Annotated in this window: 22 protein-coding genes and 1 pseudogene; 8 read left to right on the forward strand and 15 right to left on the reverse strand. The window is 67.6% G+C overall.

Features of this window, described 5'->3' with window-relative positions; genetic code table 11:
* Positions 1 to 282: 282 nt before the first annotated feature.
* The 10 genes and pseudogenes from BM133_RS11845 to BM133_RS35745 form a co-directional block, all read right to left on the reverse strand.
* Positions 283 to 4317 carry an autotransporter domain-containing protein gene (locus tag BM133_RS11845; RefSeq protein ID WP_143100124.1) on the reverse strand — a complete coding sequence of 1345 codons (4035 nt, stop codon included), beginning with the start codon at positions 4315 to 4317 and terminating at the stop codon, positions 283 to 285.
* 472 nt (positions 4318 to 4789) lie between these two features.
* On the reverse strand, positions 4790 to 5965 hold the full coding sequence (locus tag BM133_RS11850) for an MFS transporter (RefSeq protein WP_256219152.1): 1176 nt from the start codon (positions 5963 to 5965) through the stop codon (positions 4790 to 4792).
* 17 nt (positions 5966 to 5982) lie between these two features.
* Positions 5983 to 7104 (reverse strand): chorismate synthase, encoded by a 1122-nt coding sequence (aroC, locus tag BM133_RS11855; RefSeq protein WP_093433917.1) that lies wholly within the window; start codon positions 7102 to 7104, stop codon positions 5983 to 5985.
* 33 nt (positions 7105 to 7137) lie between these two features.
* Complete coding sequence (locus tag BM133_RS11860; protein ID WP_093433918.1) at positions 7138 to 7335, reverse strand: hypothetical protein; 198 nt, start codon at positions 7333 to 7335, stop codon at positions 7138 to 7140.
* Positions 7336 to 7382: 47 nt separating this feature from the next.
* Positions 7383 to 8882 (reverse strand): MFS transporter, encoded by a 1500-nt coding sequence (locus tag BM133_RS11865; RefSeq protein ID WP_371286335.1) that lies wholly within the window; start codon positions 8880 to 8882, stop codon positions 7383 to 7385.
* Between the two features lie 80 nt (positions 8883 to 8962).
* Positions 8963 to 9334 carry a YciI family protein gene (locus BM133_RS11870; RefSeq protein WP_093433921.1) on the reverse strand — a complete coding sequence of 124 codons (372 nt, stop codon included), beginning with the start codon at positions 9332 to 9334 and terminating at the stop codon, positions 8963 to 8965.
* Entirely contained in the window at positions 9331 to 9693 is a 363-nt protein-coding gene (locus tag BM133_RS11875; protein WP_093433923.1) for a YciI family protein, read from the reverse strand. The genes BM133_RS11870 and BM133_RS11875 overlap by 4 nt, the downstream gene beginning before the upstream one ends.
* 93 nt (positions 9694 to 9786) lie before the next feature.
* Positions 9787 to 11034, reverse strand: a complete 1248-nt coding sequence (locus BM133_RS11880) for an RNA polymerase sigma factor (protein ID WP_093433924.1) — start codon at positions 11032 to 11034, stop codon at positions 9787 to 9789.
* The gene (locus BM133_RS11885; protein ID WP_093433926.1) at positions 11031 to 11510 is read right to left on the reverse strand and encodes an SRPBCC family protein; all 480 of its coding nucleotides are present in this window, start codon (positions 11508 to 11510) and stop codon (positions 11031 to 11033) included. The genes BM133_RS11880 and BM133_RS11885 overlap by 4 nt, the downstream gene beginning before the upstream one ends.
* A 146-nt stretch (positions 11511 to 11656) precedes the next feature.
* Positions 11657 to 11857, reverse strand: a pseudogene (locus BM133_RS35745) (ArsR/SmtB family transcription factor); the annotation flags it as partial.
* A 145-nt stretch (positions 11858 to 12002) separates the two neighbouring features.
* Between BM133_RS35745 and BM133_RS11895 the strand changes: the two are divergent.
* From BM133_RS11895 to BM133_RS11930, 8 genes are all read left to right on the forward strand, one after another.
* Positions 12003 to 12425, forward strand: a complete 423-nt coding sequence (locus tag BM133_RS11895) for a cupin domain-containing protein (RefSeq protein WP_093433929.1) — start codon at positions 12003 to 12005, stop codon at positions 12423 to 12425.
* Positions 12426 to 12540: 115 nt separating this feature from the next.
* On the forward strand, positions 12541 to 13446 hold the full coding sequence (locus BM133_RS11900; RefSeq protein WP_371286336.1) for a DUF2167 domain-containing protein: 906 nt from the start codon (positions 12541 to 12543) through the stop codon (positions 13444 to 13446).
* Positions 13447 to 13456: 10 nt separating this feature from the next.
* A complete protein-coding gene (locus tag BM133_RS11905) occupies positions 13457 to 14185 on the forward strand; it encodes a site-2 protease family protein (RefSeq protein ID WP_093433932.1) in 729 nt (242 codons plus the stop codon).
* A gap of 155 nt (positions 14186 to 14340) precedes the next feature.
* Positions 14341 to 15450, forward strand: coding sequence for an ABC transporter substrate-binding protein (locus tag BM133_RS11910; protein ID WP_256219153.1), 1110 nt, complete (start codon positions 14341 to 14343; stop codon positions 15448 to 15450).
* Position 15451: 1 nt separating this feature from the next.
* Positions 15452 to 16486, forward strand: a complete 1035-nt coding sequence (locus BM133_RS11915) for an adenosine deaminase (RefSeq protein WP_093433933.1) — start codon at positions 15452 to 15454, stop codon at positions 16484 to 16486.
* Positions 16483 to 17316 carry an ABC transporter ATP-binding protein gene (locus BM133_RS11920; RefSeq protein WP_093433935.1) on the forward strand — a complete coding sequence of 278 codons (834 nt, stop codon included), beginning with the start codon at positions 16483 to 16485 and terminating at the stop codon, positions 17314 to 17316. Before BM133_RS11915 ends, BM133_RS11920 begins: the two co-directional genes overlap by 4 nt.
* Positions 17313 to 18161, forward strand: coding sequence for an ABC transporter permease (locus BM133_RS11925; RefSeq protein WP_093433936.1), 849 nt, complete (start codon positions 17313 to 17315; stop codon positions 18159 to 18161). The genes BM133_RS11920 and BM133_RS11925 overlap by 4 nt, the downstream gene beginning before the upstream one ends.
* A gap of 34 nt (positions 18162 to 18195) precedes the next feature.
* Positions 18196 to 19200: an isopenicillin N synthase family dioxygenase gene (locus tag BM133_RS11930; RefSeq protein WP_093433938.1), complete on the forward strand. Its 1005-nt coding sequence runs from the start codon at positions 18196 to 18198 to the stop codon at positions 19198 to 19200.
* Positions 19201 to 19224: 24 nt separating this feature from the next.
* On the opposite strand, the gene BM133_RS11935 is transcribed toward BM133_RS11930, so the two are convergent.
* The 5 genes from BM133_RS11935 to BM133_RS11955 form a co-directional block, all read right to left on the reverse strand.
* A complete protein-coding gene (locus BM133_RS11935) occupies positions 19225 to 20178 on the reverse strand; it encodes a LysR family transcriptional regulator (RefSeq protein WP_177224787.1) in 954 nt (317 codons plus the stop codon).
* Between the two features lie 73 nt (positions 20179 to 20251).
* Entirely contained in the window at positions 20252 to 21040 is a 789-nt protein-coding gene (locus BM133_RS11940) for an enoyl-CoA hydratase/isomerase family protein (protein WP_093433941.1), read from the reverse strand.
* A 1-nt stretch (position 21041) separates the two neighbouring features.
* Positions 21042 to 21872 (reverse strand): SDR family NAD(P)-dependent oxidoreductase, encoded by an 831-nt coding sequence (locus BM133_RS11945; protein WP_093433942.1) that lies wholly within the window; start codon positions 21870 to 21872, stop codon positions 21042 to 21044.
* 42 nt (positions 21873 to 21914) lie between these two features.
* The gene (locus tag BM133_RS11950; protein ID WP_093433944.1) at positions 21915 to 22334 is read right to left on the reverse strand and encodes a MaoC family dehydratase; all 420 of its coding nucleotides are present in this window, start codon (positions 22332 to 22334) and stop codon (positions 21915 to 21917) included.
* A 14-nt stretch (positions 22335 to 22348) separates the two neighbouring features.
* Entirely contained in the window at positions 22349 to 22789 is a 441-nt protein-coding gene (locus BM133_RS11955; protein ID WP_093433946.1) for a MaoC family dehydratase N-terminal domain-containing protein, read from the reverse strand.
* Positions 22790 to 22793 lie beyond the last annotated feature (4 nt).

Genomic DNA, 22793 nt, shown 5'->3' on the forward strand with positions numbered 1-22793 from the left:
CACAATGCCAACGACGTCACAAATAAACAGGAGCGGTATTTCTTTTAGGCATCACCAGGCCGCAAAGGTGATGCTTGAGACATTCAAGGCAATTGCCAATTTAATTTCATTCAGGAATTCAAGCCCGGATTTCAGGCGCACGCTTCGAAACGTTGAAAAAAAATGCGGCGCGAAGGGCCGGACGAAGCGCGGGAAGAAACAGCAGCGCCGCGGGCTTGCGCGAGCGGGCAAAAAAAGAGGCCGCTTTCGCGGCCTCTTGCGTTCACGCCTTGCGTGTCGTCGTCAGAACTTCATCGCGAGGTTGGCGCGAATGCTCTGGTCGGTGGCCTTGCCTGTGTACTTGCCGGCGTAGGAAACGCTCAGCGTCGTCAGCGGCGCGACCTTGAAGTCGAGGCCGACTTCCAGCAGTGCGGCATCGCGGGCAATGGGGACGCCCGCAACGTCGAACGCCGCGCCACCCGCGAGATTGAAGCTCGAGGTCGGCGTCGTGTTGCCGAACGCGTGCTGCCAGCCCAGCGTGGCCTTGGCCGTGAGCGGCGTGCCGCCGACCGTGAAGTCGGTGGCCGCGCGCACGCCCAGGGTGGTGGAGGTCGAGTCGTTGGTCGAGCTCCTGCTGTTCAAGGCCGCAACGCCGCCACGCTCGGCGAACTTGCCGGTGTGCAGGTTGACGTAGCTCAGGTTGGCAAAAGGCTCGAGGTTCACGTCGCCTGCCTTCATGCGGTAGCCCAGTTCACCGAAGGCCTGCGCGGTGGCTGCGTTGTAGTCGGCGCTCAGGTTGTCGTTGAAGCCGGAGAAGGCCACGCGGCGTGCCGAGCTGACGTCGTGCCAGGTGTAGGCCGTGCCCAGGCGCATCGACAGGTCGCCCCACTGCGTGCCGCCGTAGAAGCCCAGGTGGTAGTCGTCGCTCTTGGCCGAGGCGTTGCGCGCATCGACCTTGAACGAGGAGTGGCTCGCACCTGCCAGCACGCCCAGGCGCCAGTCGCCGGCGACGGGGATGTCCACGCCGGCCATGAAGCCGCCGATCGACCGGTCCAGGCGGGCTGCGTTGCCGTCGCTGGCGCCGTGGCCCCACGAACCGAACACGTTGACCCAGGGGCTGGCGTTGTCCGACCTGGCGGCGCAACCGGAGGTGCCCGATGCCGCGCCCGTGCCCGAAGCAGCAGCGTTGGTGCCTACGGTACAGAACGCATCGCGCAGACGGTCGTTGGCAGCGCCGCGCACGAAGCGGCTGTCTTCGATCATGGCGCCCTTGACCGACGAATGCATGTCGCCCGAGATCTGGTCGAAGGCGGCGCGGGCTGCGTCGTCGGTCTCCTGGTTGAGCACCGCCGTGGTCAGCGTGCTGTGTGCCGGCAGCGCCTGGACGGCAGCTGCCGTGGCCACCTGGTTGGGCGTTTTGGCGGCCGCGACCAGGGGCTTGGACTGAGCCAATTCCAGGAACACGTCGTTGGCGGCGTAGACAGGGTGAAGGCTGATGAACGCCGACAGGTGGGTGTCGCCGGTGACCTTGTAGGTGCCCTTCACCCCGCCCTGCGCCGTCAGCACGTTGTACCTGGTGCCCAGCTGGTAGTTGCCCGGCGCGGTCTTCACCACGTTCAGGATGGCGCCCTCGGCGATGGCGGCGGTGCCGCTGGCGACGATGCGGTCGGCGCTGTCGCGCGTGAGCGGATTGACTTCAGCCTGGTAGGTGGCGCCGGCCGCCTGCGCGTAGTTGCCGTTGACGTTCAGCGTGCCGATCGAGTTGCCGGGAGCGATGGTGCCGCCCGGCAGGATGCTCGTCGAGCCTACGGTGCCGTGGCCCTTCAGGGTCGCGCTGCTGGCGACGGTGACGCGCGAATTGGCCAGCGAGCCATTCACCGACAGCGTGCCTGCATCGACGCCGGTGACACCGGTGAAGCCCGAGCCATCGCCGTTGAAGGAGAGCTGTCCCGCGCCGCGCTTGGTGAAGCTGCCGGTGCCCGACAGCGTGTTGGCGAAGGCTGCGTCGCCTGGCTGGTCGATGATCAGCGATGCGTCGTTGGCGATGCCTCCGCTGCCAAAGCTGCTGGCAGAGCCGACCAGCGTGCCGCCATGGATCGACGTGCCGCCCGAATAGCTGTTGCCATCGCCCAGTTGCGTGGTGCCCGCGTGCACCTGGAGACTGCCCGCGCCAAGGATCTCCGGAGCGAAGCGGTAGTCGGTTTCCGTGTGGTTGAACACCAGCTTGCCGCTGCCGTCGCCGAACTCGACGAAAGGCGTGTCGAGCGTACCGGCGCCGGTTGCGGCCTGGTCCGCTGCCGCGCCGATGTTGACCGTGCCACTGGAGCCCGCTTCGAGGGCGATACCCACGCCCGAAGCCTTGGCCGAACCGCCATTGCGAAGCGTGACGGAGCCATCGCCCCCCTGGCCCACGATCAAGAGGCGGCTGTTTGTCCACACCGAGTCTTTGCCGTCGACGATGACCGCGCCTTTGGAGTTCGCCTTCGCCGCGAGGCCGCCGACATCGCTGGAAACTCGCCCGCCATCTCGAATGGTCAGAGTGCCTTGACCGGCGCGACCGACCATGAACTCCTCCTTGGCCTCCCACGCGGACCCCGCCCCTTCCACCAGAACCGTGCCGGTGGCGCCGACGTCCAGCCCGATGCCACCGCCCACCGTGCTCTTGGAGCCGACACTGGTCACGACGCCGCCATTGGTGATCGCCAGCGAACCGGATCCGAAGCCGCCCACGAGCACGGAACTGCTGTTCGCCCACGACGAGCCTTTGCCGTCAACGACAACGGTGCCCTTCGATTTCGGACCGTTGGCGACGTTGCCCGAATTGCTGGAGACTCTCCCTCCATCGCGAATGGTCAGCGTGCCTTCACCTAACCGGCCAGTTGCCAGAGCGCCTTCGACCTCCCACGCGGACCCGGGCCCCTCGACCAGGACCGAACCGGTTACGCCCAAGAACAAACCGATGCCGGCAGCAACATTGCCGGGCACGGAAGCCGTGCTCTTTACAAGCCCTCCATTTTCGATCGTCAGCGAACCATTCCCACGCGCGCCGATGCCCATGCTGTCGCCGCTTTCCCAGGTCGAGCCAGCGCCATCGACGATGACTGCGCCCGTGCTGCCGGTCCCCCCCCCTACTAACGCATAACCTGTATTGACGACCTGACCGCCATTGCCGACTTTCAAGGTACCGGTGCCGCGGCTGCCTGCATTCAAAAATCCCTGGCTTGTCCAGCGCGAGCCTTTTCCGTCGACGGTGACTATGCCTTTGCCGCCGTCATTTGCTCCGATGAGCCCGTCTGCGCTGGAAACTCGCCCGCCATCGCGAATGGTCAGAGTGCCTTGACCGGCGGCACCGACCGCCAACTGCCCTTTGGCCTCCCACGCGGAGCCCGGCCCTTCCACCAGAACCGTGCCGGTGGCGCCAGCCTCCTGTCCGATGCCACCGCCCAACATGCTGTCGGTGCCCACGCTGGTCACGACACCGCCATTGCTGATCGTCAGCGAGCCGGAGCCGCTGCGGCCCACCAACAAGGTGCCATCGCTCGTCCAGCCCGAGTTCTTTCCATCGACGCTTGCCGAGCCGTTGCCGCCGGCAAAAGTCCCTATGGAGGCATTTGTGTTGGTTAGCTGGCCGCCATTGCCGATCGTCAACGCGCCCACGCCGAGGCCACCCACAGAAAGCACGCCGGCGTTGGCCCACGTCGAACCGCTTCCGTCGATAACGACTTTGCCGGAGGAGTCCCCGGCCCCGATAATCGCAGCTACATCTTTAGCGTACTTAGCGCTCCCCGTCGTCGTGACGGATCCGCCATTTTTTATGGTCAACGAACCGTCGCTATAAAAGCCAACCGCAATTGCGCCATTGTTGGTCCAGGTCGAACCGACACCGTCGACAAGGACCGCACCGGTTCCGCTTGGATATCCCGGTCTCCCCCCGACAGCGGCAGACAATATGGTGTTGGTTGCTTTTACTTTCCCGCCATCGACGATGTTCAATGCACCCGCTTCGCCCTGCTTGAATCCGACGGCCACGAATGGGGTGGTCAATTCGCCGGCCGAGACGGTGAGCGCGCCGCTTTTTACTTCGACGTCCCCGCTGTTTGCGGCAACGGGTCCACTGAGCACGGGTTGAACCATGGCACCGTCCACGCGCACTGTGTCGTTCGTTGAAGGAACCGACGCGGAGCTCCAGTTCCCGGCGTTGCCCCAGTCGGTGCTGGCCGAGCCCTGCCAATCGACCGCGTGCGCCAGCGGCATGAATATCCCGGCCACCGAGGTAATGAACAGCGAGGTGAAAAGGCGCGGCACAGTCCGGCGTTGCTTGAATTTTTTGAGAGTCACGGTAAATATTCAATGAAAGAATAGAAATAGCGGACATCTATCTCGTCACGTAAAAAACGCGGAGAGAACTCTCGCTACACCGGAATTAACCGGAATATCGATTGACTGCCTGCCAGGAATTGGATTTTCGCGAATTTGAAATTCGTCAAATTGCGCCGAGTTGTTTCACCGAATTGATCGGAGCTCGGGTCCGGGTTGGAATATAGAAGTTCCGCGACCCGAGATTGGGATTGATTCGCTTGGAAAGTAATATCCGCGACAATTGAGGCGCATCAAATATTCAAAAATGCCAACGACTTCACGTTCAAAAATAAGCGTGTTGTATTTTGGAATTTTTCGCCTCAAAAGTAATGTTTGAGACGTTATTGGCAATTGCGGGGCGCCTTGTGCAAAGCAATGCACACCCCAAGCCATGCGTGCGATGGCAGTCCTGCCGAAGGTGCGCGAGCCCGGGGTCGCGCGACCCTGCGGCTCAGGCCGGCGCCGAGCGCTCCGCCTGCTCCAGCCGCACCACGCGCCACGCGCAGAGGCTGCCCACCACCGCCAGCAGCGCGGCCGCAGTGAACATCGCGCGGTAGCCGAACTCCTGCGCCACCGCCCCGCCCAGCAGCACGCCCAGCACGCCGCCGAAGCCATAGCCGATCACGGTGAAGAGCGCCTGCCCGCGCCCGCGCAGGCGCCCCGGAAAGCGGCGCGACACCACGGCGATGCAGGTCGTGTGGTGCGCCGCGAAGCTGAGCGCGTGCAGCCATTGCGCCACGACCAGCGCGGCGATGAAGCCGCCCAGGCCCGCCGTGAGCCCGAGCCGCGCGACGGCGGCGATGCCGCACACCAGCATCCAGCGCGGCATCGGCAGGAGGCCGATGAGCCGGCCCTGCAGGTAGAACCAGACGATCTCGGCCACCACCGACAGCGCCCACAGGAGGCCGATGGTGCTCTTGCCGTAGCCGATCGAATCCAGGTACAGCGAGAAGAACGCGTACACCGAGAAGTGCGACATCACCTGGAAGAACAGCGCCGCGAAGAACCAGCGCACCACCGGGTTGCGCAGCACGGGGCCGATGGGTTCTTTGACTGCGTCGTGCGCGGCCACGGGCTCGCGCACGTCGGGGAGCCTCATCGTGGCGATGAGCACGATGGCCAGCGTGCCGGCGGCCCAGGCCGGAAAGTGCTTCATGCCGAAGCGCTCGAACCACTCGCCCGCGACGAACACGGTAACGAGGAAGCCCGCCGAGCCGCACAGGCGTATGCGCCCGTAACGCCCCCAGTCACCTGCCACCAGCTGCGCCATGGCCGCTTCGGTGAGCGACATCATCGAGCTGGTGTGGGTGAACATCACCAGCAGCACCAGCGCGAGCCACCACGCGCCGCCGTGCCACCAGAGGCCGAAGGAGCTGGCCAGCGCCACCGCCGCGCTGAAGCGCAGCAGCATCACGCGGTGGCCGGTGTGATCGCTGAGCGCGCCCCAGGCATAGGGCGCGAACACGCGCGTGACCGACTGCACCGAGGCCAGGAGGCTGATCGTGAAGATCGGCAGCCCCAGGTCTTTCAGCCACAGCGGCAGGTAGGGGTTGAAGAAACCGATGTGCGCGAAATAGCTGGCCGACAGACCAGCGAACGCCAGCAGGTGGCCGCGTCCGGCGGCCACTGGTGGCGGGGTAGGCACTAGAGGAAAGACGCCTGCGGGGACGCGGCCGACGCGGCCTCGGACTTCTGGGCGTCGGTCTGCACGTCGCCGCACTGGGCGCGGTTGCGCAGCACGTGCTCCATCACCACCAGCGCGAGCATGGCCTCGGCGATGGGGGTCGCGCGGATGCCCACGCACGGGTCGTGGCGGCCCTTGGTGACCACCTCGACGGGGTTGTTGTGGATATCGATCGACTGGCGCGGGCTGATGATCGAGCTGGTGGGCTTGATCGCGATGCTCACCTCCAGGTCCTGCCCCGAGCTGATGCCGCCCAGGATGCCGCCCGCATTGTTGGTGACGAAGCCGGTCGGCGTGATCGAGTCGCCGTGCGTGGTGCCGCGCTGGGTGACGCTGTCCCAGCCGGCGCCGATTTCCACCGCCTTCACCGCGTTGATGCCCATCATCGCGTAGGCGATTTCGGCATCGAGCTTGTCGAAGAGCGGCTCGCCCAGGCCCATGGGCACGTTGGTTGCCGTGACGCGGATGCGCGCGCCGCACGAATCGCCAGCCTTGCGCAGGCGGTCCATGTAGGCCTCCAGTTCGCTCACGTCGGCGATGGGGGCGAAGAAGGGGTTGTGGGGAACGTGATCCCAGTTCTCGAAGGGGATGGCGATTTCGCCGATCTGCGTCATGCAGCCGCGGAACACCATGCCGTGCTTTTCAGCGAGCCACTTCTTGGCGACCGCGCCGGCCGCCACCATGGGCGCCGTGAGCCGCGCCGAGGAGCGCCCGCCACCGCGCGGATCGCGGATGCCGTATTTCTTCCAGTAGGTGAAGTCGGCGTGGCCGGGGCGGAACTGCTGGGCGATCTGCCCGTAGTCCTTGCTGCGCTGGTCGGTGTTCTGGATCAGGAGGGCGATGGGGGTGCCGGTGGTCTTGCCCTCGTACACGCCGGAGAGGATCTGCACCGCGTCGGCCTCGTTGCGCTGGGTGACGTGGCGGCTGGTGCCGGGGCGGCGGCGGTCCAGGTCGCCCTGGATGTCCGCCTCGCTCAATGCCATGCCCGGGGGGCAGCCGTCGATGACGCAGCCGATGGCCGGGCCGTGCGATTCGCCGAAATTGGTGACCGCGAAAAGTGTTCCGAAAGTGTTGCCGCTCATGGCCGGGATTATCCCTACAAAGCGGCGGCCCCCTCAGGAGGCCGTGCTTTCGGAGGCGCCTTCCAGGCGCTTGGTGAGCGCGCCCACCTGCAGCTCGATGGAGAACAGCCGCTCGTTCAGCACGGCCGTCTGCAGCCGGATCGCCTCGATGATGGCCTTGGTCTGCGGATCGGTGGTGTTCTCGCAGAGTTCGGCCAGGTCGTGCAGCTTCTTGCGCAGTTCGTTGCTCATGGGAGGCTCCGGTGGTCTCGTCGTGGAAGCCCCAGTATGGGTGTTCGTCAGCGCTCCGGCAATGCGGCGGCACCCGGTGTCTGAGGGGCATTGGCCTCGCCGGCCCCGCGCAGCCGGAAGGCGACGAGGCCGGCCACGATGAGCAGCACCGCGGCGCAGATGCCGGCCACGAGGCGCAGGCCGTGCAGCAGCGCGGCGCGGCCCGCATCGAGCAGTTCGGCGCCCGCGCTGCCCGTGAGTTGCCCGGCCAGCGCCACCGCGCCGCCCAGCGTGCTGCGCGCCGCCTCCACTTCAGCCGCGCCCGCCAACCCCGCGGGCACCGCATCGGCCATCGCGCTGCGATAGATCGCCGCGCCGATGCTGCCGAGGATCGCGATGCCCAGCGCGCCGCCGAATTCGGAGCTGGTCTCCGAAATGGCCGAGGCCACGCCGGCCCGCTCGGGCGGCGCGCTGCCCACGACCACGTCGGTGGCCAGCGTGAACACCGGCGCGAGGCCGAGCGACGAGATGACCGCGCTGGCCACCAGCCACGCCAGTCCGCCTTGCGCGGCGGACGCGGGCAGCGCGACGAGCATCGCGAACCCCACTGCCGCCACGGCCAGCCCGCCGCCCATCACGTAGGCCGGGCGCATGCGCCGCACGAGCGCGGACACGACCATCGACCCCACGATGAAAGCGCCCGCGCCCGGCACGCTCCACAGCCCCGCGTGCAGCGGCGACATGCCCAGCACCAGCTGCAGGTACTGGGCGTTGTAGAGAAAAAGCCCGAACATCACGAAGCACGCGAGCATGTAGGCCGCGAGCGAAACGGTGAAGGCCGGCAGGCGAAACAGCTGCAGGTCGATCATCGGATGGGCCAGGCGCTTCTGCCGCCGCGCAAACACCCAGCCGAGCGCCGCGCCCACCGCGATCGAGAGCGCCGGCACGAGGTCCGGGCCGTGTTCGGCGATCTGCTTGATGCCGTAGATGACCGCCAGCACCGCGCCCAGCGACAGCGCCACGCTGGCCAGGTCGAGCCGCCCCGCGCCGGGGTCGCGGTACTCGGGCAACAGGAGCGGCCCGAGCACCAGCAGCAGCACCATCACCGGCACGCCGATGAGAAACACCGAGCCCCACGGAAAGAACTGCAGCAGCACCCCGCCCAGCACCGGGCCGATGACGGCGCCGGCCGAATAGCTGGAGATCCACACGCCGATGGCCACGGTGCGCTGCGCCGGGTCGAGGAACATGTTGCGGATCAGCGAGAGCGTCGACGGCGCGAGCGTCGCGCCCGCCACGCCGAGCAGCGCGCGCGTGGCGATGAGCATGTTCGCGCTGGTGGAAAACGCCGCCAGCACCGAGGCGATGCCGAACGCGGCCGCGCCGATCAAGAGCAGCCGGCGCCGCCCGATGCGGTCGCCCAGCGTGCCCATGGTGACCAGCAGGCCCGCCACGAAGAAGCCGTAGATGTCGACGATCCACAGCAGCTGCGAGGCGGTGGGCTTGAGCTCCTCGCTGATCGAGGGGATCGCGAGGTTCAGCACCGTGAGGTCCATCGAATAGAGCATGCACGGCAGCGCGATGACGGCCAGGCCGGTCCATTCGCGCACCGTGGCGCGGGCAGGCGGCGTCGCGGGCGGCGCGCCGCTCACGGCGTTCGCTCCGCGCCGCGCGTGCTGCCCTTCACGCGCCGCACTTCGACGCTGCTCAAGCGCGCGGACGGAATGCCGGCCGCGAGTTCGAGCGCTTCTTCGTCGCTGTCCGCCTCGACCAGATAGAAGCCGCCCAGGTATTCGCTGGTTTCGGCGAAGGGGCCGTCGGTGACCGAGAGCTTGTTGCGGCGCATGCGCACGACGGTCGCCGTCTCGGCGGGCTGCAGCGCCTCGGAGGCGACGAGCTTGCCGCGGGCCTGAAGGGCCTGGTCGTAGTCGAGGTGTTCGTTCACGTAGTGGTCCATGTCGCGGGGAGAGAAGTGCGCCGTCTCGCCGTCGGTGCCGTAGATGATGCAGAGGTACCTCATGCCGCTCTCCTTTCGAGGGTTTCCACAGGCCGGATCTCGATGGCGCCGTAGCGCGCCATGGGAATGCGCCCCGCCAGCTGGATCGCGGCATTGAGGTCGCGCGCCTCGATGAGGATGAAGCCGCCCAGCTGCTCGCGCGCCTCGGCGTAAGGGCCATCGACGTGGGAGCGCTTGCCGCCCCGCACCTGCACGACCTTGGCGGTCTTCACCGGTTCGAGCGCGTTCGAGGCGATGTAGTGGCCGGCCCGCTCGAGCGCGCGGTCGTAGGCGCTGGACTCCTCGCCCAGGGCCTTGAGTTCTTCGGGCGGCATCGTGTCGATCACCGCTTCGTCGTAGTGAACGAGGCAGAGGTATTTCATGGCGGTATCTCCTTGAAGAGGGAATGTGGACACCACTGGTCGATTGGCGAGCGCGGAAATCGACAGGCCCGGCACAACTTGCGTCGGAAAAATCTACTTGAGGTGCAGCAGGGTCAGTTGCCGCTCCAGGAACTGCCGCTCGGGCAGCTGCCGCGCCAGCGACAGCGCGCGCTCGTAGGCGGCGCGTGCCTCGCCGATGCGCCCGAGGCGCCGGCACAGCTCGGCGCGGGCGCCGTGGGCCAGGTGGTAGTCGGCCAGCTCGCCGCGCGCGAGCAGCGCATCGATCAACGCCAGCCCCGCCGCGGGCCCGTCGCGCATGGCGATGGCGGCGGCGCGGTTGAGTTCGGCCACGGGCGAGGGGTCCAGGCGCAGCAGCACGTCGTAGAGGCCGACGATCTGCGGCCAATCGGTGGCGGCGGCCTCCTTCGCTTCGGCATGCACGGCGGCGATGGCGGCCTGCAGCGCGTAGGGGCCGAAGCGGCGCGACAGCAGCGCGCGCTCGACCAGCGCGGCGCCCTCTTCGATCTGCGCGCGATGCCAGAGGCGGCGGTCCTGCGCATCGAGCAGCACGAGCTCGCCCTCGGTCGAGGTGCGCGCTGCGCGGCGCGAGTCGTGCAGCAGCATCAGCGCGAGCAGGCCGAGCGCCTCGGGGTCGGGCAGCAGGTCGGCCAGCAGCCGGCCCAGCCGGATCGCCTCGGCCGAGAGATCGGCCCGCGTGACGCTCTCGCCCGACGAGGCCGCATAGCCTTCGTTGAACACGAGGTAGACCACGCACAGCACCGCGTCGAGCCGCTCGGGCAGCTCGGCCAGCGAAGGCACCTGGTACGGAATGCGCGCATCGCGGATGCGGGCCTTGGCGCGCACGATGCGCTGCGCGACGGTGGGCGCGGGCACGAGGAAGGCGCGGGCGATTTCCTCGGTGGCGAGGCCGCAGACCTCGCGCAGCGTGAGTGCCACCTGCGCATCGGGCGCGAGCGCGGGGTGGCAGCAGGTGAAGACCAGGCGCAGGCGGTCGTCTTCGAGGTCTTCGGTGGCGTCGTCCCATGCCGGGGCGGGATCGGCGAGGGCCGCGGTGTGCTCGGCCGCGTCGTCCCACGCGGTGAAGCGCGCCTGCCGGCGGATGCCGTCGATGGACTTGAAGCGCCCCGCCGACACCAGCCAGGCGCGCGGGTTCGCGGGCACGCCATCGCGCGGCCATTGCTCCAGGGCGCTGCGGAAGGCATCGTGCAGCGCTTCTTCTGCGAGGTCGAAGTCGCCGAGCAGGCGCACCAGCGTGGCGAAGATGCGGCGCGACTCGGCGCGGTAGATCGCATCGACGGTGTCGGCGACCGGTGCGCTCATGCCGTCGCGCCGCCCAGCCATTGTTCGAGCTTCACGAGGGCGCCGCTCCAGCCGTGGTTGTGGCTGTCGCGCGCGGCCTGGTCGAAGAACTGCTCGTGCATCAGCACGAGTTCGCAGCCATCGCCATCGGGCTCGATCTGCAGGGTGACGCGCGATTCGCGCTCGGGCGTGCTGCGCCAGGCCCAGCTGAAGACGAGCCTGCGGTTCGGCACGATCTCCAGGTAGGTGCCGCTCACGTCGTGCGTCTGGCCGTCGTCGGCGAGCATCGTCACGCGAAAGCGCCCGCCCACGCGCAGGTCGATGTCCACGAGCGGCACCGAGACGATTTCGGCGGGGCCGAACCAGAGCCTCAGCGCTTGCGGGTCGGTCCACGCGCGCCAGAGCTTTTCGGGCGCGACGCGGTAGTGCCGGCGGAGGGTGAGCGAGGGGCGCTCTTTTTCTGTTTTTTCTGTTTTTCGGTCGGCAGGTTTTGCCATTCGGTCTCCTCCTGGTGGTAGAGAAAGCGCGCCAGTGCATCGAGGCGCCCGGTCCAGAATTTCTCGTAGCGCGTGAGCCACACGGCCGCCTCTTGCAGCGGCCGGGGCGACAGCTCGCAGCGCACGATGCGGCCCTCTTTCGTGCGGGAGATGAGGCCTGCGTTCTCCAGCACGCGCAGGTGCTTCATGAAGCCGGTGAGCGACATGCCGTGCGGCCCGGAAAGCTCGGTGATGCTGAGGCTGCGCTCGCCCAGGGTTTCGAGCACGGTGCGGCGCGTCGGGTCGGACAGCGCGGCGAAGACGGCATCGAGCGTCGCGGCTTCGGCAGGAGCGGCGGGGTGAACCATGCGGTTGAGTATGGGAAGGGGGTGCGGGAGCGTCAAGTGGACCGGGAGAAAGTCACGAATGCCTGGCCACAAACAAAAGCTCCCACGAACAGGAACGCTTTATGCGTGCTGCGGCGCAACACAACCACCTGCGAAGGAGCGCCCCATGCTGGACCGTACCGCCACCCAGTTCTCGCACGTCAAGCCCGGTGACACGGAGTTCGTTCCGGGGGGGCTGCGCGATTTCTTCCTGTACCGCGACCTGGGCGTGGCCGAGGCCACCAACGGCAAGGTGATCGCGCATCTGGTCAAGGCCAACATGGCACCGGAAACGGGCACCGGCTGGCACCGCCACGAGGCGGACTTCCAGATCGTCATCATGGTCAAGGGCTGGGCCCGCTTCATGTACGAGGACAAGGAAACCCTGGTCGAGGCCGGCGACGTGGTGCACCAGCGGCCGGGCATCCGGCACTTCCTGTTCGACTACTCGCCCGACATGGAGTACCTGGAGATCGTCTCGCCGGCGGACTTCAAGAGCATCGATGTCGAGCCGGTGTGCGAAATTCCGCCGCCCACGCCCTGGCCCTGAAAACGCACTGTTGGGCCTCGGCAAGTGCGCCGATAAACTCCTCGCGTCTCACAAAAACCGACAACAACCGAGGAGAGAGAACTTGCGTATTCATACTGCCCGCCTGACGGCCGGCTTGCTGCTCGCGTGCGCCCTGGCGGCCACCAACACCGGCAACGCCGCATCCCCTGCCACTTCCACGAGCCCGGCCACGGCCGCTTCCACAGCGAACTCGCTCGAAGCCGAACAGGAAGCCGCCTTCAAGGCCGCCAAGGCCGTGCAGAAGGCCGGCCCCGCCGACATCACGCTGCGCGACCAGGCCCACCTGCAGCTGCCGGCCGGCTACATCTGGGTGCCCACGCCCGCGGCCGCGCAGCTCATGCACAGCATGGGCAACCGGACCGACGACACCTTCATCGGCGCGATCTTTCCCGCCGACGACGCCGACTGGATGGCCGTCGTCAAGTTCGTGAAAGACGGCTACATCAAGGACGACGACGCGAAGGACTGGAACGCCGACGACCTGCTCAAGAGCCTGAAGGAAGGCACCGAGGCCGCGAACGAGGAGCGCGCCAAGCGCGGCATCCCGGGCATCGAGGTCACGGGCTGGGCGCAGAAGCCGCAGTACGAGGCGCAGACGCACCGCCTGGTGTGGTCGGCCCTCTCCAAGAAGAAGGGCGACACGGGTGACAGGCAAGGCGTCAACTACAACACCTATGCGCTGGGCCGCGAGGGCTACCTGAGCCTGAACCTCATCACCAACGCGAAGGACCTGGACACCTACAAGCCCGACGCCGCCAAGCTCCTGGGCGCGCTGCAGTACGACGACGGCAAGAAGTACGCGGACTTCAATTCGTCCACCGACAAGGTCGCCGCCTACGGCCTGGCCGCGCTGGTGGCCGGCGTTGCCGTGAAGAAGCTGGGCCTGTTCGCGCTCGCGCTGGCGTTCCTGGCCAAGTTCGCGAAGATCGCGGTCGTGGCCGGCGGCGCTGCCATCTGGGGCGTGGCGAAGATCTTCAAGAAGAAGAACCCCGAGGCCTGAAGAGCGGGCCATGGTCAAGCTGCTGCTGGTCCTGCTGAGCGCGGGCAAGCTGGGCAAGCTGCTGCTCTCGGGCGGCACGATGCTGCTGTCGGTGGTGGCCTATGCCTTCGTGTTCGGCTGGCGCTATGCGGCGGGCTTCGTGGCGCTCATCCTCATTCACGAGATGGGCCACTACCTCGCGGCGAAACAGCGCGGCCTCGATGTCGGGCTGCCCACGTTCATTCCGTTCGTGGGCGCATGGATCGAGCTGAAGGACCAGCCGCACGACGTGGAGACCGAAGCCTGGGTCGGCTTCGGCGGCCCGCTGCTGGGCAGCCTCGCGGCGCTGGCCTGCTATTTCGTGGCGCGCGAATCCGACAGCCGCCTGCTGCTGGCGCTGGCCTACGCGGGCTTCTTCATCAACCTCTTCAACCTGATTCCGCTCTCGCCCTTCGATGGCGGGCGCATCACCGCGGTGCTCACGCCGCGCGTGTGGCTGGTGGGCGTGCCGGTACTCGCGGCCCTGTTTTTCTGGCGGCCGAGCCCGATGCTGATCCTGGTCGCGGTGCTTGCCGCGCCGCAGGTGATGCGGGCCTGGAAGTACGACCCGAAGGACCCGGCCAACCAGCAGTACTACGCCGTCTCCACCGAGACGCGCGTGACGTACAGCGTTTACTACATCGGCCTCTTGGCGTTCCTTGCGGTGATGGCGCACGACACGCACGAGATGCTGGGCGCGGCGCGCGTGCCGGGCGGCTGAACGGCTGCGCCACGCGGCGCTGCATGCACCGGAACGGCGGGCGGACCCGTTCCGACAATGTGCGAAAAATCAGAACAATATTGACGGAATATTGATCCAAAGCGATTGGTTTCCGGGACTACTCTCGCAGCGATCCGAGCACCACAGGATCGTCCATGTCCCTCCACCTGAAATCCGCCTTCGCCCGCCTTGCCGCGGGACTTGCCACCTTGGGGCTCCTGCTGTCGGCCTGCATGGCAGGGGCCCAGACCAAGCCGCTCAAGCCCGTGACCATCGCGCTGGGCACGCAGGTGGTCAACGTCACCTACCCCTGGCTGACGCTGCCCATCGCCCTGGGTTACTGGAAGGCCGAGGGCTACGACGTGAAGATCGTCACCACCGGCGGCTCGCTGCAAGGCATCCAGCAGATGGTGGCCGGCGGCGTCGATTTCGCGCAGGTCAACTCCACGGGCCTCATCCAGGCCAACACCGAGAACAACGTCGCCGTGCGCGGGGTCATGGGCACCGGCGTGATCGACTGGGGCATCGGCGTGCCGCAGGACAGCCCCGTGAAGACGGTGGCGGACCTCAAGGGCAAGAAGATCGGCATCTTCAGCCTGGGCACGGGCGGCATGCCGCTGCTCAAGGGGTACCTGCGCGCCAACGGCATCAACCCCGACACCGAGGTGCAGATCATCGCCACCGGTGCCGGCGCGCCGGCGCTGGAGGCGATGCGCGCGGGCCGCGTGCAGGCGCTGATGTTCTGGGGCTCCGCGCTCACCGGCTTCCAGAATGCGGGCGCGAACATGCGCGTGCTGTTCGATCCGACGTGGCGCTCGCTGCCCGACTTCACCTTCGCCACCATGCAGAAGACCATCGACGCCGACCCGGCGATGGTCGAGGCCATCGCGCGCGGCGCGGCCAAGGCGACGCTGTTCGCGCAGACCAATCCAGAGTGCGCCCGCCAGCTCCACTGGAAGAATTTCGCCAGCACCAAACCCACGGGCGCCGACGAGGCCACGCTGGCCAGATGGGACCTTGCGCTTCTGCAGACGCAACTCCAGACCATGGCCGACGCACAGGCCATGAACGGCGGCACGCTGATCGGCGCAATGAGCCCGGCCGCCTACGGCCGCATGCAGGACGTGATGCTCAAGGACGGCCTGATCAAGCGCACGCTGCCGGCCGAGTCGATGCTCTACCTGAAGCCCGGCTTCGTCGAAGCCATCAACCGCTTCGACCGCAACGCCATTGTCGAGGCCGCCAAGGCCTGCAAGGGGCTGTGACATGACACCCGCGCAATTCGTGGCGGGCCTGCCCAAGGCCGAACTGCACATGCACATCGAAGGCTCGATCGAGCCCGCGCTCTTCCTGCAACTGGCCCGGCGCAATGGCGTGGCCATCCGCTGGCAGACGGAGGACGAGTTGCGCGAGGCCTACCGCTTCACCGACCTGCAGGACTTTTTGAACCTGTACTACGACGGCTGCCGCGTGCTCGTTCAGCCCGAGGACTTCCACGACGTGACGCGCGACTACCTGCGCCGCGCCCATGCCGATCGCGTGCTGCATGCGGAGATGTTCCTCGGCGTGCAAGGCCACACCAGCCGCGGCGTGCCGCTGGCCGCGGTGATGGAGGGCGTGTTCGGCGCGATGGACGCCGCGCAGGCCGAGGACGGCATCAGCTCGGGCCTGATCGTCGTCGTGCAGCGCCACCGCAGCGAGGACGAGGCGCTCGCGCTGCTGGAGGAACTGCACCCCTGGTACGACCGGCTGCTGGGCTTCGGCCTCGGCGGTGCGGAGGTGGGCAACCCGCCCTCGAAGTTCACCGAGTTCTTCCGCCGCTGCCGCGAGCGCGGCTTCAAGGTGGTGGCGCATGCGGGCGAGGAAGGCCCGGCCGCGTATGTGCGCGAAGCAGTCGAACTGCTGCAGGTTCAGCGCCTGGACCATGGCAATGCCTGCCTGGACGACCCCGCGCTCGTCGCGCAGCTGGTGCAACGGCGCATTCCGCTCACGGTGTGCCCGCTGTCCAACCTGAAGCTGCGGCTGGTGCCCTCGATGGCCGCGCATCCGCTGCGCAGGCTCATGGACGCGGGCCTGTGCGTGACCGTCAACTCCGACGACCCCTCCTACTTCGGCGGCTACGTCAACGACAACTACCTCGCATGCCAGGAGGCGTTGGGCCTCGGGCGCGACGACCTGGCGAGCCTAGCGCTCAACAGCTTCGAGGCCGCCTTCATCACGCCCGAGCAGCGTTCGGCCGCGGTCCGCGCCGTCGATGCGTGGGTCGCCCTCGCCCGCGGCGAGCAACAGGCGGCGGCATGAGCGCGCTGGTCCAATTCCCCGTAAAGCGAACGACGCTGCACGAGGCATCGGGTGCCGTGCCGGCATTCCGCTTTCAAGGCCTGCACAAGACCTTCCGCTCGAAGGACGGCGCGGATGTGATCGCGCTGCACGACGTGAGCTTCAGCGTCGCGCGCGGCGAGTTCGTCACCGTGGTCGGCCCGAGCGGCTGCGGCAAGAGCACGCTGCTGCGCATCCTGGCGGGCCTGGAGCGCGCGAGCCGCGGCACGGTCGAGCTCGGCGGGCGGCGCCACAGCGGGCCGAGCCGCGACATCGGCGTGGTGTTCCAGTCGCCCGTGCTGCTGCCGTGGCGCAACATCCTGGGCAACGTGCTGGTGCCCGCGCAAATCCAGGGACGCGACCCCAAGGTCGCGCGCGAACGCGCCCTGCACTACCTGCACCTCGTGGGCCTCGAAGGCTTCGAGACCAAGTACCCCGGCGAACTCTCCGGCGGCATGCAGCAGCGCGTGGGCATTGCGCGCGCGCTGGTCAACGACCCGATGCTGCTGCTGATGGACGAGCCCTTCGGCGCGCTCGATGCCATGACGCGCGAGACCATGAACGTGGAACTGCTCAAGCTGCGCGAACGCACCGGCGCCACGATCATGCTGGTGACGCACAGCATTCCGGAGGCCGTGTTCCTCGGCGACCGCGTGATCGTCATGTCGCCACGGCCCGGGCGCGTCACGAAGGTCATCGACGTCGACCTGCCATCCGCCCGCACGCTGGAGCTCATCAACACCGAGAGATTCGGCAGCCACGTGCGCGACATCCGCAGCAACCTGAACGCCAGTGGAGGGCTCGACGGATGAACACCGCGACCGCCGAAAGTATCGAGAACATCGAGAACATCGACTTCGAACCGCCCGCCCCGTGGCTCACTCCCGCGCGGCGCAAGGCGCTGATCGTGGCGGTCTTCGTGGCCGTGGTGGCCGCCTGGCAACTCGTGGTGAGCGCGCTGGGCGTGTCGCACCTGATCTTCCCCGGGCCCGTGGGCGTGGCCCGTTCGATCTACGAGGTCTTCCAGTCGGGCGAGGTGTGGCCGCACCTGTGGGTGACGCTCTACGAGATCCTCGCGGGCTTCGCGCTCGGCGCGTTCGCGGGGTTCCTGCTGGGCGCGCTGATCGGCCAGAGCGCGCTGCTCGAACTGGTGCTCTACCCCTACGTCGTCGCGTTCCAGACCGTGCCCAAGGTGGCCGTGGCGCCGCTGTTCGTGCTGTGGTTCGGCTTCGACACCACCTCGAAGGTGGTGATCACCGCGACCATCGTTTTCTTTCCGGTGCTCGCCAACACGATCGTGGGGCTTCGCTCGGCGCCCAGGGACCAGATCGACCTGATGCGCGCATTCACGGCCTCCCCCTGGCACGTGTTCCGCATGGTGCGGTTGCCGCATGCGCTGCCGTATGTGTTCGCGGGACTGGACATCGGCATCGTGCTGGCCGTGATCGGCGCGATCGTGGGCGAGTTCGTGGGCGCGCAGGCCGGCCTGGGCTACCTCATCCTGCAGCGCAATTTCTCGATGGATGCGGCGGGCATGTTCGCGATCCTCATCGTGCTCTCGGCGATCGGCATCGTGCTGCACGGCCTGGTGAAGGCGATTGCGCGGCGCGTGGTGTTCTGGGCCGAGGCGTTCACCGACCTGTCCCGCGGCACATGAAGCAACAACCCAACCCATACGAAGGAGCAACGCAATGACCCAGGAAGAACAGAAGCTGGAGGCACCCCGCAGGGCCTCCGCAGAGGAGATGCCGATTCTCGACCTGGGCCCGTGGCTGGCCGGCGGGCCGATCGGGCCGGTGGTCGAGCAGTTCAAGGCCGCCTGCACCAACACCGGCTTTTTCTACGTGAAGAACCACGGCGTGCCGCAGGCCGTGATCGACGCGGTGTTCGACGCCACCCGCCGCTACATGTCGCTGCCGATGCAAGAGCGCCTGAAGGACCGCATCGACGAGCGCTTTCGCCGCGGCTTCATGCCCATGGGCGTCACGCAGCACCCGGGCCACAAGCCGGACTTGAAGGAGAGCTATGAACTGGGCATGGACCTGCCGCTCACCGACCCCGATGTGGCGAACGGCCTGCCGCTGCACGGCCCCAACCGCTGGCCCGCGGACAAGCCCTGGCTCGAACCCGCGGCCATGGCGTACTTCAGCGCCACCATCGCGCTGGGGCGCAGCCTGCTGAAGATCTTCGCCTCGGCCGTCGGCCAGGACGAAGGCTTCTTCCTGCAGTACGCCACCAAGCCGATGGTGCAGTCGCGGCTCTTTCACTACCCGCCGCAGGAGTCGTTCACCAACCTGGAGCTGGGCGCCGCCGCGCACACCGACTACGGCATGCTGACCGTGCTGGCGCAAGACCCCATCGGCGGGCTGGAGCTGTGCACGCGCGGTGGCGAGTGGGTGGCCGCGCCCTATGTCGAAGGCACGCTGGTCGTCAACCTGGGCGATCTGGTGAAGGTGTGGACCAACGATGTGTACGTGTCCAACCCGCACCGCGTGGCGAACCGCACGGGCAGGGAGCGCTACTCGATTCCCACCTTCTTCAACCTGGACTACGACACGCCCGTGGCGTGCCTGCCCGAGTTCGCGCCCGCCGATGGCGAACCCCGGCACGCGCCCATCAAGTCGGGCGACTACCTGGTGCGCCGGTTCGCGGCGGTGCAGAAGTACAAGACGCCCGCGGAGCTGGCCGCCGGTTGACCGGACGGCCGTGCGGCGCGTGCCTCACTTGGCGGGCCGGCCGCGCGGGGCCCGTGGTTCGGCCAACTGTTCGGCCGACTCGAGTGCGGCGGTGAGCTCCGACAGGAAAGCGGCCACCGGAATCGGCAGGCTGCGCCCCTTGTGCACGCTCAGGGCCAGGCGCTGCGGCCGGGCCCGCGGGTCTTTCAGCGGCACGTAGGAGCCGGCCCTGGGACGCCCGAACGGGTCTTCCAGCGGCACGGTCGTGAAGGTGAGGCACATGCCTTCGGCCGCCACGTTGCGCATGAGCTCGTAGGAGTTGGTCTCCAGCGCGATGCGCGGGCGGATCTTCGCCTTGGCGAGCATCTCGTCGTACTGCTGCCTGGCCCACAGCGACGAATCGAGCCAGGACAGCCCGTACTCGGCGCAGCTGGAAAGCCGCAGCGACTTGCTGCCTTCCAGTGGATGGCCGTTGGGCACCAGCACGTACAGCGGCAAGAGCCGCGAATAGACCACCGACATGTCCTGGAACGCGATGTCGCCGAAGGTGAAGCACGCGTCCAGGTCGTCTTCCAGCAGCATCTCGGCCAGCGTGGGGCTGCCGCTGACCTTCACGCTGAACGAGATGCCCGGATAGCGCTTGGAGAAGCCGGCGAAGAACTGCGGCATGAAGTCGCGCGTGAGCGATTCGGGCATGCCGAAGTTGACATGGCCTCGCTTGAGACCCTGCAGCGCCTCGATCTCGGAGTGCAGCCGCCCGGACTCCTTGACGACGTTCTTGTGATAGCGCATCAGGATCTCGCCGGCCGCGGTGAGCTTGACCTTGCCGCGCCCCTGGCGCCGCTCCAGCAAGGGCGCGCCCAGCGATTCTTCCAGCATGGACAGCTGCCGGCTGATGGCGGAGGCCGCGACATACAGGTTCTCGGACGCCGCCCTGATCGAGCCGGCGCGAACGACTTCGGCAAAGTACCGGAGCGAGGTCGTGGAGACAAGACTCAAGAGGACTCCGTGGTCTGGGCGCAAGGCAAAAGGGCCACGGCAATTCTTGCATGCGCCGCGGTGGCGCCGCGCCTCAGCGGCCGGTGAAGCGCGGCGCGCGCCTTTCGACGAAGGCGGCCACGCCTTCGCGCGCATCCGCACTGCCCGCACGCTCGTGCAAGAGCTTCTGCTCCATCGCGAAGTGTTCCTCGATCGGCCGGCCCGGCGCGCCGCCGCACAGGGCCTTGATGCCCGCGAACGACGCGCTCGCACCGGCGGCCAGCCGCGCCACAAGCGCTTCGCTCGCCGCTGCGAGCCCGGCATCCGGATACACCGCATCGACCGCGCCCGTCGCCAGGCAACGCTGGCTGTCGATAGGCTCGCTGAGCATCAGCCATTGCTGCGCCCGCACCGGTCCCACGCGGCGCGAGAGGAAGTACGAGGCGCCCGCATCGGGCGAGAGGCCGATCGCCGCATACCCCGTGCGCAGCTTCATCGACTCCGCCGCGAGCACGAAGTCGCCGCACAGCGCGAGCCCCACGCCCGCGCCGCCGGCCGGCCCGTTCACGGCAACCACCAGCGGCGCCGGGCCCGTCGCGAGACGCAGCAACGCGGGATGAAGCCCATCGAGAATCTCGTTCACCAGTTCCGGCAATCGCTCGCCGGCCGCCACGAACTCGTCGATGTCGCCGCCCGCGCAGAAGGCCTTGCCCTCCCCGGTCAGCAGGATGGCGCGCGGCTTCTGTTCGAGCACCGCGTCGATGGCGCGGACCAGGGCCCGGGCGCTCGCCGATGTCAGCGCGTTCGCGCTCCCGGGCCGCTGCAGCACGATGCGGCCGATGTCGTCCTGCACGCTCCAGGCAATGCCTTCGACGGCGTTCATGTCAGATGCCTGTCAGGCCGCCGGTACACATCAGCGTCTGGCCGCTCACGTAGTCCGACTCGGGCGCACACAGCAGGTACACCGCGCCGGCCGCTTCCTCGGGTGTGCCGCCCCGGCCGAGCGGAATCGACTGCTCCATCATCGCGAGCAGCCCGGGGTTCACGCCGACCTTGATCTCGCGGCCCTCGATGTGGGCCGTGGCCGCCTCGGCGGTGCTCGCGGTCAGCCGGGTCTGGATGAAGCCGAAGGCCACGCAGTTGACCGTGACGTTCATGCGCCCCCACTCCTTCGCGAGCGTCTGCGTCATGCCGACGATGCCGGCCTTGGCGGTCGAGTAGTTGGTCTGGCCGGCATTGCCGAAGAGGCCGGCCACCGACGAGATGTTGACCACCTTGCGCACCACGCGCTGCCCCGCCTCGCCCTCGGCCTTGGCGAGCGCGCGGATCACCGGCTGCGCCGCGCGCAGGATGCGGAACGGCGCCGTCAGGTGCACGTCGATCATCGCGTACCACTGCTCGTCGGTCATCTTCTGGACGACGCTGTCCCAGGTGTAGCCCGCGTTGTTCACGATGATGTCCAGGCCCTTGTATTCGTTCACCGCGGTGCCGATGAAGCGCTCGGCGAAGTCCGGTGCCGACACGCTGCCGGTGCAGGCCACGGCCTGCCCGCCCGCCGCGCGGATGGCCTGGACGGTTTCTTCGGCGGGCTCGGCATCGAGGTCGTTGACCACGATGCGCGCGCCTTCCGAGGCGAGCTTGAGCGCGATCGCGCGGCCGATGCCGCGGCCCGAGCCGGTGATGAGGGCGACCTTGCCTTCGAGCTTGAGTGCCATGTTGTTTTTTCTTTCGTTGTTTCTTTGTTTCTTTGAAATCGTTCAGGCGAGCGCCACCAGTGCCTCGCCGGCGATGCGGGCCTGGCCGTACTGGTTGGCGCTCAGCACCTCGACGCGCACGCAGCGCTCGCCGTTGTGCTCGAGCTTCTCGACCACGCGGCCGGTGCACCGCACCGCATGGCCCAGGTGCGTGATGCCCTGGAAGCGCACGTCGAATCGGCGCAACTGCGACTGCGGTGCCCACTGCGTGAGGAGCCGCCCGAGCCAGGCCATGCCCAGCATGCCCTGCGCGAACACGTCGGGCATGCCGGCCTTGCGCGCGAAATCGGTGTCGATGTGGATCGGGTTGTGGTCGCCCGAGGCGCCCGCGAAGAGCGCGAGCGCGCTGCGGTTGACCGGGGGGAGTTGCAGTGCGGGCAACTCGTCGCCGATCTGGATGCTGTCGTAGGTGGCGTTGGTCATTGCGCGTTCTCCCTTCAGTGACGGCACACGATCACCGTGCGCAACTCGGCCACGAGCTCGTCGCGCTGGTTGGTGGCGCGCGAGGTCTTCACGACGAATTCGAGCGCGCCGTTCTTCTTGTCGTAGATGTCGCTGATGGTGGAGCGCACCGTCACCGTGTCGCCCACGCACGCCGGCAGGTGGTAGCTGAAGCTCTGCTCGCCGTGCAGGAGCTTGGACAGCGGGATCTGCAGGTCGTCGAGCAGCTGGTTCGATGCGCCCGAGTCCAGCTCGGCCGCGAAGAGGAACGTGGGTGGCGCGGGCAGGTCCGCGTAGCCGGCGTCACGTGCGGCGGCGGCATCGGTGTAGACCGGGTCGGTCTCGCCGATGGCCTTGGCGAAGAACTGCAGCCGCGTGCGCTCGATGGGGAGCACCGAGGCGGGCAGCTCGTGCCCGATCCATTTCTTGTCGATCATGCCG

Source organism: Variovorax sp. 770b2 (genome assembly GCF_900115685.1).
Classification (GTDB): domain Bacteria; phylum Pseudomonadota; class Gammaproteobacteria; order Burkholderiales; family Burkholderiaceae_C; genus Variovorax.

What these genes read in the sequence shown, in the direction of transcription:
- BM133_RS11865 (WP_371286335.1), bottom strand. Translation starts at nt 8,882, where the DNA reads ATGCTCTATTCGATGGACCTCACGGTGCTGAACCTCGCGATCCCCTCG.
- aroC (WP_093433917.1), bottom strand. Translation starts at nt 7,104, where the DNA reads ATGAGCGGCAACACTTTCGGAACACTTTTCGCGGTCACCAATTTCGGC.
- BM133_RS11955 (WP_093433946.1), bottom strand. Translation starts at nt 22,789, where the DNA reads ATGATCGACAAGAAATGGATCGGGCACGAGCTGCCCGCCTCGGTGCTC.
- BM133_RS11925 (WP_093433936.1), top strand. Translation starts at nt 17,313, where the DNA reads ATGAACACCGCGACCGCCGAAAGTATCGAGAACATCGAGAACATCGAC.
- BM133_RS11895 (WP_093433929.1), top strand. Translation starts at nt 12,003, where the DNA reads ATGCTGGACCGTACCGCCACCCAGTTCTCGCACGTCAAGCCCGGTGAC.
- BM133_RS11905 (WP_093433932.1), top strand. Translation starts at nt 13,457, where the DNA reads ATGGTCAAGCTGCTGCTGGTCCTGCTGAGCGCGGGCAAGCTGGGCAAG.
- BM133_RS11860 (WP_093433918.1), bottom strand. Translation starts at nt 7,335, where the DNA reads ATGAGCAACGAACTGCGCAAGAAGCTGCACGACCTGGCCGAACTCTGC.
- BM133_RS11870 (WP_093433921.1), bottom strand. Translation starts at nt 9,334, where the DNA reads ATGAGGTACCTCTGCATCATCTACGGCACCGACGGCGAGACGGCGCAC.
- BM133_RS11945 (WP_093433942.1), bottom strand. Translation starts at nt 21,872, where the DNA reads ATGGCACTCAAGCTCGAAGGCAAGGTCGCCCTCATCACCGGCTCGGGC.
- BM133_RS11950 (WP_093433944.1), bottom strand. Translation starts at nt 22,334, where the DNA reads ATGACCAACGCCACCTACGACAGCATCCAGATCGGCGACGAGTTGCCC.
- BM133_RS11885 (WP_093433926.1), bottom strand. Translation starts at nt 11,510, where the DNA reads ATGGCAAAACCTGCCGACCGAAAAACAGAAAAAACAGAAAAAGAGCGC.
- BM133_RS11875 (WP_093433923.1), bottom strand. Translation starts at nt 9,693, where the DNA reads ATGAAATACCTCTGCCTCGTTCACTACGACGAAGCGGTGATCGACACG.
- BM133_RS11940 (WP_093433941.1), bottom strand. Translation starts at nt 21,040, where the DNA reads ATGAACGCCGTCGAAGGCATTGCCTGGAGCGTGCAGGACGACATCGGC.
- BM133_RS11920 (WP_093433935.1), top strand. Translation starts at nt 16,483, where the DNA reads ATGAGCGCGCTGGTCCAATTCCCCGTAAAGCGAACGACGCTGCACGAG.
- BM133_RS11915 (WP_093433933.1), top strand. Translation starts at nt 15,452, where the DNA reads ATGACACCCGCGCAATTCGTGGCGGGCCTGCCCAAGGCCGAACTGCAC.
- BM133_RS11910 (WP_256219153.1), top strand. Translation starts at nt 14,341, where the DNA reads ATGTCCCTCCACCTGAAATCCGCCTTCGCCCGCCTTGCCGCGGGACTT.
- BM133_RS11930 (WP_093433938.1), top strand. Translation starts at nt 18,196, where the DNA reads ATGACCCAGGAAGAACAGAAGCTGGAGGCACCCCGCAGGGCCTCCGCA.
- BM133_RS11880 (WP_093433924.1), bottom strand. Translation starts at nt 11,034, where the DNA reads ATGAGCGCACCGGTCGCCGACACCGTCGATGCGATCTACCGCGCCGAG.